This window comes from uncultured Nitrospira sp., assembly GCA_902500695.1.
Taxonomy (GTDB): domain Bacteria; phylum Nitrospirota; class Nitrospiria; order Nitrospirales; family UBA8639; genus Nitrospira_E.
Map to the genome: position 1 here is coordinate 2,837 of CABVRQ010000038.1, position 14,238 is coordinate 17,074.

Here is a 14,238-nt window from a genome sequence, read left to right on the forward strand (position 1 = left end):
TTGTTACTCATAACTTCCTCCTTCTAGAATTATTCAGTTCTTGAAACCCGGCAGAACTTATACATCTAAGGTTGACATTTATTTCATCCACACATACTTCAATATCCAATTTATGTGCCAACAAGATTCAAAGAACATTTCATATTAAATTCAATGACTTCCTATTTATTATGAATAATTATTATGTAATACCTGTAACATGCCAATGAAGCAAAAGTGTTACATTTAGTTACACATAGTTACACTTTTTTTCGTACTCAATTTTTTTACTGATGGTTGTTTTTTAGGTTTTATACTTATACATGTAAAACTTGAACTTGGCATAGAAGAGGAGGACCCTCAAGTCTGGAAATCTTCAAGCCAAGATCGGCGTTCGGGAAGGGCGTTTCAGCGGAGAACATTGGCTCTGCTCTGGCGACTCACCCAAGCTCCTCGTACAAAAAGCGTTGGACCTGCCTGATTGAAAGCTTGACGGTCCTGCGTGTGCCGCAGTAGGTGTTTTTGCCAAACACACTCTTGAGAGGATAGACCAATACCACTGGGTAAAAGGCAACTTCTGCCACACTAAAAAGAGTTCAATCAAAAGTCGGCGAGACTGAAATCACGCTTAGGTTGGGTGAGTCGATTTTCCAAATTGGCCCGGTGGGAATATAGTCGCTACACCTTCACCAACGGGAGCGCCAGATTTGGCACAAACAGTAGATACCGATAGCCAGACGGATCCTTCAACAATGGTCCATGGTCCTGGGGCCGCTCGGTTTTATTTTGCCAAGCTACATTGAGTCGTCAAATATGAAGGCCACCCCCTGAACCTATTAAGGGGGATCCCTGAAGGCCAAACCTCGATAGCCAACTAGTTAGGCTGCCTGGCCTGGGAAAAGGCATAAGGCACAAATATTGCTGATAGGAAATACTTCGAAGAATGCTAGGACCATTTTGGCGAAAACCCCGACATCAATTCGACTAAGGCCAGGACGATGAGGAGGAACCAACGCCGGTATAGCCTCGTCCAAACATCGTGAACCCACACCTGCCAGCAGTCATACCTGGCTCCCAACGGTGTCAAGTAAAATTGTATCCGCGAGCGGTCGAGCAGCCTCTGGGGAAATACCTGACATATGCGAGGCACAAAACCAAACCCGAAACAGAAGACCTCTATCCCGAACAAAGGAGAGACCCCTCCTTGCCCTCCTCTTTCCTTGGAAATGACGATAGACACTCATTCATATTCCCAACTTATACAGCTTCTTCCATTACTCCATAAGCTTGGCATGGTCGGCTTGCCGGAAATGCCAGGCAATCTCTTTATTTAAACGATTTAATTCCCCTGTCAAAGTCGAGGCAATAAGTTTCATGGAATTTCTATGAATCCCCTTTGGATCGAAGTGTGGCTTTTTCTCAAAATGGGCTATGCGCTCCCCCAAATGGCGAACACGGCTCTGTAGAGATTGGGCTTCACCTTCTTTATCTTTTGCCGCAGCCATGTGATCCTGAATCGACCAACCTTGCGTTTCAAGTTTCCAGGAAGAATTCTGTTCTTGACTGCTCTCACTAGCCAGGACAAATTGTGGAAGGCTTAGGAGCATCCCCACAAGAAAAAATGAAATGAATATTTTTTTATTCATAGCTTCCTCCTTCCAGACTTTTATACCGGAACATTGAAAAACTTATGCGGTTAATTATTAACGATGTCTTTATCCACACTTGCTTGACAATCCAATTTATATGCCATCAAGCCCAAACGTTTATTTTCGTTTAACTTCAAATGTTTACAATGAAACCAATAATCATTTTCCCTTTTACAAAGTAACAGCCTTGTGAAGCATTTCTGTAACATCTAGTTACATTGAGTTACACCTCATTATTTTATTCATCATGCGCCTGGCATTTTTCCCGGGGTACCGAAGGATACTTCTCCACCAGACGATGCAGAGCGGAAAACCATCATCCGTTTTAAAGGGGTGGCGAACAAAAAAGAAGCGTTGAAATATCCCCCTAACCGGGGCTTCTCCCCTATTTTATGACCCCTCACCCTGGCTTGGCTCAGGTTAATTGAGCCGAGATGGCTTAGGGATAGAGCCGGAAAACATTCAACGACCCCCCAAAAAAAGCTTTCAATATGGAAGTGGTTTAACGGCGAGCAGAAATTCCGAGGCGTGACATTCGACGATACAAAGTGAGGCGGGCGATCCCAAGCAGCTTAGCGGCAGCTGAACGGTTCCCTCCAGTCTGCTTCAAGGCAGAGAGAATCTTCTCTTTCTCATGGCTTGGAGTCATTTCTTCAGAAGTCATCACCGGGAGCCTTTCATCCTGATTAAGGACCTCCGGCGGTAAATCTTGAGGTTGAATAATCGTCTGAGGACATCGAATGACGGCGAATTCAATGGCATGTTTGAGTTCGCGAACGTTTCCAGGCCATGCATGGGCCATCAACAGCCGGAGAGCTTCATTACTCACGGCCTCAACAGGTCTTCCTGTTGTCGCCCGATATTGGTTCAGAAAATGGCTGATTAACACTGGGATATCTTCCCGTCGCTCCCGCAACGGGGGCAGTAGGACTCTTCCGACCCGAATCCGATACAACAGGTCAGCCCGAAAGGTTCCCGCAGTAACATCATTGGCAAGATTATGATGGGTGGCCGCAAGCACACGAACATCCACTTTCCGAAGCCGAGATTCCCCAAGACGGGTAATTTCCCATTCTTGCAGAACCCGAAGCAGACTGGTTTGGACGGTGAGCGGAATATCCCCGATTTCATCCAGAAACAAGGTTCCGCCTTCAGCGGCTTCGATCAATCCCTGTTGATCTGATACTGCTCCTGTGAAGGCCCCACGCTTATGCCCAAATAATTGGCTGGCGACCAATGATTCGGTTAGCCCCGCACAATTCACCGCAATAAATGGAAACTCATTGCGATGGCTGGCTTGGTGAATGGCACGAGCGACCAGTTCCTTGCCTGTTCCGGTCTCTCCCTCAATAAGAATGGTGGAGTCCACTCGCGAAAAATCCTGAATCTGCTGGAAAACCAATTGCATGGAATGGCTGGTGCCGATAAGATCCTGATATTTTCCCGTCTCTCCCAATAGTTGACGAAGAGTCTGCACCTCCGAGGCATCGTACAAGAAAAACATTTTCCGTTCCGGGTCTCGTGGATCATCTCTGACATCCACATTGATCCAACGGGTGCACTCTCCACCAACTGCCGGCATGCGCACTAGGACCTTCTGCCGTTCTCCCGGGGAACGATTCACCATGTCCTCTATTTGAGCATGATAGGAGAGATCGCCAAACAATGCTTGCCACGGCTCCCCTGAATGGGGAAAATTCGGTTTTCCGCATAACTGTTGTGCAGCCTGACTCAGAAAGGTCACCTTTCCATCCTGGTCGGTCAGGGCAGTCCCGATATGCAATTGATTCAAAATAGCAATGAGATCATCATGATTCCGCTGGATCTCCGCAATCAATTCCTCCAATTTCTCTTCAGCTTCTTTCCGTTGTGTCACTTCCCGCGACAGCAACCGATTGGCCGTCGTGAGTTCGGATGTCCTGTCCAGCACCCGCTGCTCCAGCACATCATGCGCTTCACGCAGAGCAGCTTGCGTCCGTTTCCGATCTAACTGCAGTCGGACCATTTCTCCAAGTGAGTGCAATAAATTTCGCTCTTCTTGCAAGAAGGGGCCTTCAACTTCCGTCGAACGTTCCTCCAGATACGCGACCTCAATTTCACCCGTGGTTCCATCACGGCAAATAAACTCCTCCCGCTGGGTCCACGGGGATAACACAAAATTAGGCGTCGTAATTTCCAGATGCCCAAAACGAATCCGGGCGGCTGTGACTTCGGGGTATTGCCAGGAAGGCGGAATGAGATCAGCAATGCGTTGAAGCAATTCCTGGGTCGGTAAGTCTTCGTTGTGGAACAATTGCGTGGTGGAATGAAGTGCGGTCAGTTCCTTCACCCGTTCCCGGAGATCGTGCAACGTCCGCTTCAATTCTTGGTCGGACTTCTTCAATGAGTGACTATCGGTTGATGATAAGAACCCTTGATCTTCCATGATTGCTTCCTGTAGCGCTCAAAAATGAGACAAGGCCCCAAAATCCCTGGCTTAGCGTTTTTGAGGCACTTCTCCGCATGGAACCACTGAATGTGGCCAGCCTACCTTTTGCAAAGGTTTGACCAATCCATTCCATGCGGGACCACCGCACTCCCCATTCTCATTATCCCAACACAAAAATATGGGCTATGTCCCGCCATTAAATCTCCGCATCCAGCGGGATCTTCTCACTTCAGAGGGTTATCCGTCACCCGTTTTATGGTGAATGCTCTCCAAATCTCCACTCGGTAAAGACTGTTGGGAAACGTATTAATCCATTCTACCTTAACGGGGATGGTGGAGTGACAAGGCTTCCAAATGTTCTTGTTACCATTTTGCAATTGTCCATTGTTATTCTTGAATTTGTTTTGACTCGATTATGGCAACAGAAGGGGTGAGCGAAAAACCACTTGATTCGAGGTTTTGAACCGAAAGAACTTTCTGGAACAAGAATTGACTCCAGTCAGGAGAAGGGGAATCTTTTTTTTATGATTGTTGTGAAGGTTCGATACTTTGGAAAATTCAGGCGGATCAGGTCATTGATGGCCCACTCCCGATCTCCTGCCGGATTTGGTGTTCCTCTGCCCGGTCGATCAAATTACCCACGGCGACGGTAGCTGTCCCCTTCCAAGCTGTCCGGTCCGGGGCGCCGACGAGTTGCATTCTCTAAGGCTATTGCCATGAATATTAATTTGATCCGGCAAATAGGACCTTCATGGAAATTGGAAAGACCAATCATTTTCTTTCCTATTATGTAAATTCCCAACAATGTTCCAGCCCCCGCTGAAACAGAAGGTAACCATATCCCGAGCCTAAAACCTTTCTCCTCTCCGAGCGCATCTCACCTACATATTCCTTTTAAGTAAAGTACATGCGCACTTCAATTGCCAACTGAAATGAGTGAAGAGCAGGCAAGGATTTCAAGAAGAGGACAGACCAGGGGCGGGATTCACCACTCAGCCTCCCAGGGTTTTCTATTGAGGCAGCTATTGGGCCAGAATGGTCATTATGCGTTTCTCCTTACTCCACGCATTCCCAATGGCAATGAATTAAGAACCCTATACCACATTTTCCAGGGTTAAATGGATCCTCTTTCAATGAAGGGCCTCCTGGTTCCGATGCACGACCTCCCGAACTATTTCCAGAATCTTCTTTAGATCAAAAGGCTTTGAGAAGACGGCCAATGCCCCGGCGTGCGTCGCTCTCATTCGCACAGAATCCGCAAGATTTCCCGTAATCATCACCGCAGGAGGACAACTGATGGCCGCACTCAATAATACTTCGAGAAATTCGCATCCATTCATATGTGGCATTTGAAAATCTGTGATGATGAAATCAATCGTTGTTTGCTGAAATAACTTGAGTGCAGCTATTCCATCTGCTGCCTCTACACAACGATAACCCTCTCGTTCTATGGCTATGCGGAGTATCATGCGACATTCAACACTGTCGTCGACAACCAGAATAGAAACAGGGTTTAAAGATTCAGGATTTAACCCTCCCAATTTTCCCTGCGACTTCACACAAATTGATGGATTTTCCGAAGGAAGTTTCTGGGTATCGGCACACCCTACAGGCCTCATGAAGATTCCTCCCTGAAATTGGCTTTATGTATCTATTTCATCCGCTATCCAAACAACCGCACACATCGGTTTCGGAGTTCCGTGTGATCTATGGGTTTCATAATAATATCCATTGCCCCATTTCTAAGAGCCTTTACCAGCAGCTGCTTGCTTGAGGGGCTTGAGATGACCATCACTGGGGGGACAGATCCTCTTCCGCGAAGCTGTAACACGACAGCTAAGCCCTTCGGGGAACTCGATTCAAAGTCCCACAATAGACCATCGACGAAAGCATCCTTCAGTTGATCCAATTCGTGCAAGGAGGAGGAAAGACGTTTAAGCGTAACCCCTAAATCCCACAGACTGTCTGTCAACCCAGTCCATGTTTTAAGGTCAATCCCCAAAACTAAAATGCGTATACCGCTTTCCGGAAGATCACGCTCAAGCTCGAGATGCCGACCATTAAGATTTGTTATCTTTCATTCGATACTCCCGACATCGCGCCCAATCAAGGTGCTCACATTCATGGGATGAGGCTTTTTGGCCGGTGGCCTTTCTCAATCCTAACCCCATACAAAGCATGAGAAGATTCAATGCCGAGCCCTTCCAGTGCTACCACTCAACACGCCTTTCCCTGATCGATTCATGAGAATAACCGGATCCACGACATCTCCACATTGCAGACAGCGAGCTGCCATAAATTCCATTTCATTTTCAACTGAATCAACGACAGGCTCCCTATACATGAATCCACCACATCGGCAACAGCCTCCAGCTTCATGGGTCACGGTCTGCCTTTCAAACATATGAGAGTTTCCAATTAGGTGAACGTTCATTCGAATCTCCTAGGAAGAAATAAATTAAAAAACCAGTTATGAGATCCCGTAGTTAGATTTCCGTCTTTTTTTCTCACCATACAAACGTTGCTACGGTGCAACCACTATGCCTATCTCAAATAGGCCAAAAGCCAATAAAATTCCCCATACATTTCCGCATTTGATTTCAGAGGCCGTAGATGAAAGCACCTTGATGAAAAAATCGTGCGGAGATGAAAAGCGCAGCATGAGCGAAATGGCACACGTGCATCCCGTTCTTCCTGCTTGTCCTCAAAATTATAGAGGCATTCCTTACACCAGCATTGCAGGTCGTGTTGATAACGTGGCTAGTCTCTCCCCTTGAACCCTGTTATCCTGGCCATGGGGAAACCTCCACACGTTCATCATGACGATGACGCATTTTCATCACCGCGCCATTTGTCCTCCGTCAAACCTCACACCAGGGAACTCGTCCATATGAAGCCGGAGGCGCTGGAAATCCAACAAGTTAGCAAACAATTCCCGGATGGCACCTATGCCCTGAGGAATATTGATTGGCGTGTGAAAGAGGGGGAAACCATGGCGCTGATTGGTGAGAGCGGGTCAGGCAAAACCACCTTTTTGCGGCTCCTGAATCGGCTGATAGAACCAACAGCCGGGACCATCGTCATTCAAGGAAAGCCGTCCCGCTTACAGGATCCCATTCAACTTCGTCGACGCCTGGGGTATGTCCCACAAGATGGCGGGCTCTTCCCTCATTGGACGATCAAACAAAACGTCTGCCTCGTCCCTCACTTATTAGGTTGGACCTCGGAACAGCAACTCAAACAAGTCGACAGGCTCTTATCTCTCGTAAATCTGGATCCTTCGCATATTGCCGAACGCTATCCCATTGAACTCTCAGGGGGACAGCGGCAGCGCGTGGCCGTGGCACGTGCCCTGGCAGCCGATCCGCCCATCATCCTGCTCGATGAACCGTTTGGAGCGTTGGATCCGCTCACCCGCCATGACCTACAGGACCAATTTCTCTCGCTTCAGACCAAGTTGCAAAAAACGATGGTCCTTGTGACCCATGACATGTCAGAAGCCTTCCGATTAGGCGACCGAATCACGATAGTCAAAGAAGGTCACATCCATCAAATCGGAACTCCACGAGAGATCCTGCATTCCCCTGCCACGCCCTATGTTCATTCGCTTATCCAGCATTATCATGCTCAACGAGGGTGACCGATAAGGAGATGCCTACCCGTCGACACAGACATGGCACAGGGAGGATCTCCCTAGGGATCATGGGTGGAATCCTTGGCCTGCTCTATTCTCTTTCTCTTCCGGCCTGGGCCGCTGACACCATTGTGGTGGGATCAAAGAACTTCATGGAAAACCGGCTCCTGGCGGAAATGTTCGCTCAACTCATCGAGGCCCGTACGGAATTAACCGTCACGCGTCGCCTGGGACTCGCCGGAACTCAAGTCTGTTTCGAGGCGTTAAAAACCGGAGGGATTGACCTCTATCCCGAATACACAGGAACAGGGCTCGTCACCATTCTCGGTGAACGCCCAATGAACGATCGAGTCTCTGTTTTGAATCGCGTTCGCACGGAGTTTCTTCACCGATGGGATATCTGGTGGATGGCACCGCTCGGATTTGAGAATTCTTATGCTCTCGCCCTCCGCCGTGATCGAGCACAAACCTTAGGACTCCGAACAATCTCTGATCTCGTGCATGTCGCCCCACACATGAAAGCCGGATTTGGATATGAATTTATCCAGCGAGAAGATGGATTGGTGGGATTGAATCAATCCTACGGGTTACAGTTTCAGGAAGTGATCGGCATGCAACAAACCTTGAAATATCAAGCCACAGATAAGGGAGAGGTGGACCTCTTAGATGTCTACACCACAGATGGACGCTTGGCCGTGTATGACTTTGTCGTCCTGAAAGATGATCGTCATTTTTTCCCACCTTATGAGGCCGCAGCACTCGTTCGGGGAGAAATTCTCAACCGTCATCCGGAATTGGGAAAGGTCATCAGCCTGCTCACCAATGCATTGGATCCACCACACATGCGTGAATTAAATCTCCGGATTCAAGAACATGGAGAACCGGTACCCCAAGTGGCGCATAGCGCTTTACGGGCACTCAATCTTGTGTCCGACAATCACGCGCAACCACCCGCCAGTGCGGACTCATCCGATTCCTTCTTGCCCTACCTGTGGTCCAAGCGCTCCGAGCTGACCATGCGGACGGGAGAACATCTTGGACTTTCCAGTTTTGGTTTATTCCTTGGGATTCTGGTCGCCATCCCATTGGGATTGGCCCTCGAACAATGGCGAAAGGGAGCGGAAACGATTATCCGCATTGTCGGCATGTTGCAAACCATTCCATCCATCGCACTTCTGGCCTTTATGATTCCGATATTTGGCGTGGGAGCGCTCCCCGCCATCATGGCCTTATGGATGTATTCGTTATTTCCCATTCTGCGAAACACCTATTCGGGGTTGCGAGACGCAGCTCCAAATACTGTGGAAACCGGGCGAGCCCTTGGGATGACGGAGTGGCAAATTCTCCGCACGATTCGCCTTCCACTTGCCGCGCCAACCATCATGGCCGGCATTCGCACCTCTGCCATCTGGACCGTCGGGACTGCGACACTTGCTGCCTTTATCGGCGCAGGAGGATTAGGAGTCCCCATCGTCGCAGGACTCCAGCTGGCCGATACCAATCTGATTTTATCCGGGGCCTTACCTGCAACGGTGTTGGCTCTGACGGTTGATGGACTCTTAGGTCGGGTAGAACAGTGGGTCCGGCCGCGGGGTTTAGAACCGCTTCGATAATCTCACCGAATCGCCGTATATGAAATGGAAGAGCACCTCAACCAGATGTCCGGGTTTGGTGGACAAAAGAGTTTCGTCCCTATCGAATTTGGTCAAGGCCCTTGCCTTGCCCACAAGTCACTCTGCCGGTATAGTAAAATAATCCATGTAATCCCAACTACTTTCGCTATCAGCCACGAATTGCCTGTCGATTTGGAACCTGAGACAACCGATCATAAAGTTCATCGAACGGATCCTTTCCCTCGTTGGACCTTTCCCTGACAAAGCTTGAACCGAAGGATGTTCATTTTTGTGTACGGTTTTCATCCATCCAATTCAAAAGATCGCATCGACTGCGCTGCAGCCTGAGGGCGGAGCCCAGAGAAATGGTCACGGCACACCCCCTGAGGAGGACTCATGACATCGCAAGTTGATCCATCAATTACCATCGACCTTCCATTAACCAGAGAAGACCCGGACTTGGTCAAAACCCAAATCACCCGAGGGCTGGTGGCCAATCCCAAGACGCTTCCCTCCAAACTTTTCTACGATGAGCGCGGATCCACCCTCTTTGAGCAAATATGTGAGTTGCCGGAATACTATCAAACTCGCACCGAGCATCAACTCCTTACCAGATGGGCTGACGAAATCGTTGCCATCAGCGGAGCGGATGAACTGGTTGAATTAGGATCCGGCGCGGCGACAAAAACACGCGTCCTCCTCGATGCCATGGCCAAAGTCGACCACCTTCACTATTACGTTCCATTTGATGTCGATGAAACCATTGTCCGGCGAGTCTCCGAAGAATTAGTCGGGGAATACCCTGGACTTCTCATCCATGGCGTGGTGGGAGATTTCCTTTTCCACTTGGAGCATATTCCAGAAGGCGGCAACCGCCTGGTGGTCATCCTTGGAGGAACCATTGGGAACCTTCCTGCGGTCGCCGCTCAAGAGTTTCTTTCATCCGTAAATTCGGAAATGGCATCTGGCGATTATTTCTTATTGGGTGTGCAGCTCATTACGAATCGTAGCCGGCTGGAAGCCGCCTACAATGACAAGCAGGGGGTAACGGCCAAGTTCAACAAGAATATTATTCGAGTCCTTCGGCATCAATTCGGAAGTCAGAGCGATGAAGAATCCTTCGACCATGTCGCGAGGTATAATGAAGCCGACCATCGCATTGAAATGTGGCTCCGGTCACGGGAAGAACAAACCCTTGACATCCCGGATTTGGAATTAAGAGTGCACCTCAAAGAAGGGGAAGAAATCCGCACAGAAATCAGCACGAAATATGACCGCCCCCTGGCCGAAGAACTTCTCGCCTCTTCGGGCTTTGCCCTGGTCAAATGGTATTCGGACCCTGACAGCCTGATTGGTCTCGCGCTCGCAAAAAAACCCTAAGCCGGATTCAAGAAGGGCAGGACCTTCTCCATCATGACTCAGATCCGAACTACCCTCATTACCGTAGGGTGCTCCACCAACTTATTCCCATGATCTATCTCAACCCGGCTGGACTCGCTCCGTTCCATCATGAGGTGCAGCAAGAGATTTCCAGGATACTCGACACGTTCAGCCACTTATTGTATGCGGAAGCCGGCATTCAGCATTACCGGGACACGCTTCAACGATGTCGACGGACCATTGCAGATTGGTTGACGTTGCACGATGAACAACGGCTCGCATTCATGCCCAATACCACAACCGCGTGCAGTCTTGTCCTTTCTCGAATCAATTGGAAATCTGGAAATGTCCTTCTGACCACCACACATGAAAACTCCACCATTCTCAATGAAATCAAAAAGTTGAGTGACCGTGGCATCCGCGTCATTACACTCGACCCGGATGTCTCCTCAGGATTCCTTCCTGCTCTTGAACGCACTTTAGAGGAACAACCCGTTCAGGCCATCGTCATCAGTCACGTCTCTCATTTTGATGGGCGTATCTTTCCCATCGCCACAATCCAGGACCTGGCTCAGTCACACCACACGCGGCTCATCGTAGACGGGGCACAAGCCATCGGACATATTCCGGTTTCTTTTCAAGAGATTGCTCCCTATGCGTATTTTTTCCCTGGCCATAAATGGTGCACCGGCCCAATGGGAACCGGTGCACTGATTATCGGGAAAGACGGTCATCAAGACACGCAACCTTATTGGGCCGGATATGAATTAGGCACTCAAAACATAGGCTTGATCGCCGGATTTGCCAAAGCTTGCCATCTCAAGACTCAAACAAGTTCAAACAGTCAAATTCTTGAAGAGTTTAGAGAGGAATGGAAAGCCTGTCTCCGATCAAACCCAGGTATTCGAACGATAGAATGGGACGGGCCGCACGCTCCAGGCATTTTGTCGTTTGTCTGCCTTGACGAACCCACGGAACAGACCATGCACAGACTTTCCACCACTCATTCCCTTGCCTGGAAAACCCTTACCCATCCCACCTATCCCTCAAACCTTTCGATCCGTGTCTCCTGGAATACGGATACTCCCCGTGTCGACATCCGTTCGACCCTTGCGTTGTTGACTTCACTCTCAAACAAATAAGGCCCCCTGCATATCGTACAGAGGGCCTCATGGTGCCAACACACATAAACGCCGTGGTCTATTCTTAGATTTTCACGTCTCCTATAGTTCCCTATGGTTGAATCAGAACCGTAACTGAGACCGCTGTCCAGTCAGAGACCGGTAACCCCACCGGGATGGCCTGCCCTCCCATTTGAGAATCAACCGTTTGACCCGCATTCATGCCGCCCGTCATAGATGGATCAGTTTGAACCCATTGCGCTGGGCTGTCTTGAATATATCCGACTTCTGCCTCCATGGAACTCTGAGCAGGCATTTGATCGACCATGGCCACTTGCGGTTGTTCCATACTACCCATAGCAGGCCGAGAAACCGGAGTCGCAGAATCATCAGGAACGGTGATCAACCCTCGTGTCACACTTCCGATTAATTCCTGCCTCAGGCTTGCCAGATGGGCCATTGAGTTGGTCTCTTGAGGACTCCCAATGCCCTGGATATTGCCCCCCGCCACAGCCTGGCGAATTCGTTGTGCCAATTCGGGAGTCGTACTCGCAAACACCCGGATCGTATCCACCCCCGGAGGATTCGCATAATCCCAGTGAAATCCCGCTTGATTTCCGGATTGGAGCGAATCAGGCAATAACACCGTGCGCCCCGCTTCAATGAATCCGTCAGGATAATACCGGGAATTTTGATACGAGTTCGGGAACAACACATTTACCCCCCCTTCCGCATCCACATCCAGAATCGTGATGTAGGCATCCGTATCGGAGGCCACTTCTAATTGCAGACTGTTGGACAAAGATCGAGGTTGGTTCGACTGCCGGATGTGATAGACCGGGGCTTCCATTTTGTCGCTCACCACGGCGATCCCCCGTTCTCCAACCTGAACCACCCGTACACTCACATTCATCTGGCTCGCGGGATTTTGCAGGTTTAACAGCTGCGAAGCATTCCGTGACTGCACCAATACTTGAGACAATGAAGCAATCATTTGCGTACTGGGCTTCGCAGTCAACGCCATCACTTCATTGAAGCCATCTGCGCTCAAGACATGCAGCCCATCCCCTCGGCTTTCCACGACGAAGCGGGCGAATTCCTGTTCTCCCACAAATTCCACCTCACCAATGTGTTTTCCCAACACCTCTTTCAAGAGTTTGGCTTGTTCCGGTGGTACGTTCCGAAGCGCAATCGGAATGGCTTTGGATTCGGGGGCCTGCGCAACCAACACGGCACGGCCATTGAAAGACACCCTGGCGGGATTGGGCGAAATCATCGCTACGGCATTCTGCCCCTCCACCGCTTGGACCACTGCAAAGGCCTGGGCTTTGGCCGGATCAAATGCCACTTCCCCTTCAGGATAAATCCCCCATACCGAACCAGGATCTGCTCCGAGCGCAACGGCATTGGCCAAGACTAACAGTCCATCTGCTTGTGGCTGTACCGCTGACCAGGAGCGACGGGCTGCCTCGCTCTGCGCCTTCACGAGGTCAGGCGGTTCGGCAAGAGCCGAAAAAAAGGGCAGATCCATTCTCGCCTTGGAAGCTTCAAGCTGAGGTTCGGGCATACTGGTCCGCCCGAATTGATTTTGAATCCGCTTGAGTTCCTGCTTGGCTCCGGAAAAAATCTCGCGGGTCGACGCACCCATAGGGGCAGATTGTAAACTCTTAAACAGAGAGTGTGTGAAAAATCCGTGGTAACGTCCATCAACCGGCCCATCTAACGCTTCCTCATGGGAAGCCGCCCCACTGAATAAGACATACGCATGCAGATTCACCGGGACAATTGCCCGAGTCGCCACTCCGTTTTTTTTGTACAGATTCACCCGAGGGTCCGCCGGAACGGATCGCACCCGCACCTCCAACCCTCTTGTGGCAGTGCCGGAATGGCAGGAATCAAGGACAACGACCGCCTGGGACGTTTTCAAGCGTGACAGGATCTCATCCAACTCATCATCGGTAATATCGGGAACGCCTTCCGTCCGGCCATCAGCCGGAACAATCGTCTCATCCAGATGATCATCCGGTTCATCCCCATTCAAATCCTCAACCTGAGATCCATGACCTGAATAATGAATGTAGACCACATCATTGGGACCCGCCTCTGTCACAATCCGATTTAAACCGGCCAGTACCCCCTCCCGGGTTGCCGCTTCATCCCGGACCATTTGGATATTATGTTCGGCAAACCCATACCGGGACAGCAGGACCTGATGCACCAAATCAATATCATTCTTTGATCCAGGAAGCCGTGGCAAAATCTGATATTTCCCAATGCCGATCAAGAGGGCTCTTTTGACCGAAGGAGCACCCGCCCCAAAAGCCACAGGCATGGGCACTATCAACCTGTGCCCGACAAACAAAACGACAATCAAAAGAAGGATCAGAGTGGGGAAGAATGGGCGAATTTTCATGATGAACCTCTTATCAAGATT

General features: G+C 49.8%; 9 protein-coding genes. 4 read left to right on the forward strand and 5 right to left on the reverse strand.

The features are described from left to right. Positions 1 to 1,253: 1,253 nt before the first annotated feature. The 4 genes from AAH187_RS10950 to AAH187_RS10965 form a co-directional block, all read right to left on the reverse strand. Positions 1,254 to 1,625 carry a hypothetical protein gene (locus AAH187_RS10950; RefSeq protein WP_342348494.1) on the reverse strand — a complete coding sequence of 124 codons (372 nt, stop codon included), beginning with the start codon at positions 1,623 to 1,625 and terminating at the stop codon, positions 1,254 to 1,256. A gap of 505 nt (positions 1,626 to 2,130) precedes the next feature. After that, a complete protein-coding gene (locus tag AAH187_RS10955) occupies positions 2,131 to 4,053 on the reverse strand; it encodes a sigma 54-interacting transcriptional regulator (RefSeq protein WP_342348495.1) in 1,923 nt (640 codons plus the stop codon). A 1,133-nt stretch (positions 4,054 to 5,186) separates the two neighbouring features. Continuing rightward, positions 5,187 to 5,675 (reverse strand): response regulator, encoded by a 489-nt coding sequence (locus AAH187_RS10960; RefSeq protein ID WP_342348496.1) that lies wholly within the window; start codon positions 5,673 to 5,675, stop codon positions 5,187 to 5,189. 569 nt (positions 5,676 to 6,244) lie between these two features. After that, positions 6,245 to 6,490, reverse strand: a complete 246-nt coding sequence (locus AAH187_RS10965; protein ID WP_342348497.1) for a hypothetical protein — start codon at positions 6,488 to 6,490, stop codon at positions 6,245 to 6,247. A gap of 456 nt (positions 6,491 to 6,946) precedes the next feature. On the opposite strand from AAH187_RS10965, the gene AAH187_RS10970 reads away from it, so the two are divergent. The 4 genes from AAH187_RS10970 to AAH187_RS10985 all read left to right on the forward strand — a co-directional run bounded on the left by AAH187_RS10970 (position 6,947) and on the right by AAH187_RS10985 (position 11,825). Then, a complete protein-coding gene (locus AAH187_RS10970) occupies positions 6,947 to 7,696 on the forward strand; it encodes an ATP-binding cassette domain-containing protein (RefSeq protein ID WP_342348498.1) in 750 nt (249 codons plus the stop codon). 62 nt (positions 7,697 to 7,758) lie between these two features. Further along, entirely contained in the window at positions 7,759 to 9,303 is a 1,545-nt protein-coding gene (locus AAH187_RS10975) for a glycine betaine ABC transporter substrate-binding protein (RefSeq protein WP_342348499.1), read from the forward strand. Between the two features lie 396 nt (positions 9,304 to 9,699). Next, positions 9,700 to 10,683, forward strand: a complete 984-nt coding sequence (gene egtD, locus AAH187_RS10980; protein ID WP_342348500.1) for an L-histidine N(alpha)-methyltransferase — start codon at positions 9,700 to 9,702, stop codon at positions 10,681 to 10,683. Positions 10,684 to 10,772: 89 nt separating this feature from the next. Beyond that, a complete protein-coding gene (locus AAH187_RS10985) occupies positions 10,773 to 11,825 on the forward strand; it encodes an aminotransferase class V-fold PLP-dependent enzyme (RefSeq protein ID WP_342348501.1) in 1,053 nt (350 codons plus the stop codon). A 91-nt stretch (positions 11,826 to 11,916) separates the two neighbouring features. Here AAH187_RS10985 and AAH187_RS10990 read toward each other — a convergent pair whose 3' ends face one another. Beyond that, positions 11,917 to 14,217 carry a caspase family protein gene (locus tag AAH187_RS10990; RefSeq protein ID WP_342348502.1) on the reverse strand — a complete coding sequence of 767 codons (2,301 nt, stop codon included), beginning with the start codon at positions 14,215 to 14,217 and terminating at the stop codon, positions 11,917 to 11,919. Positions 14,218 to 14,238 lie beyond the last annotated feature (21 nt).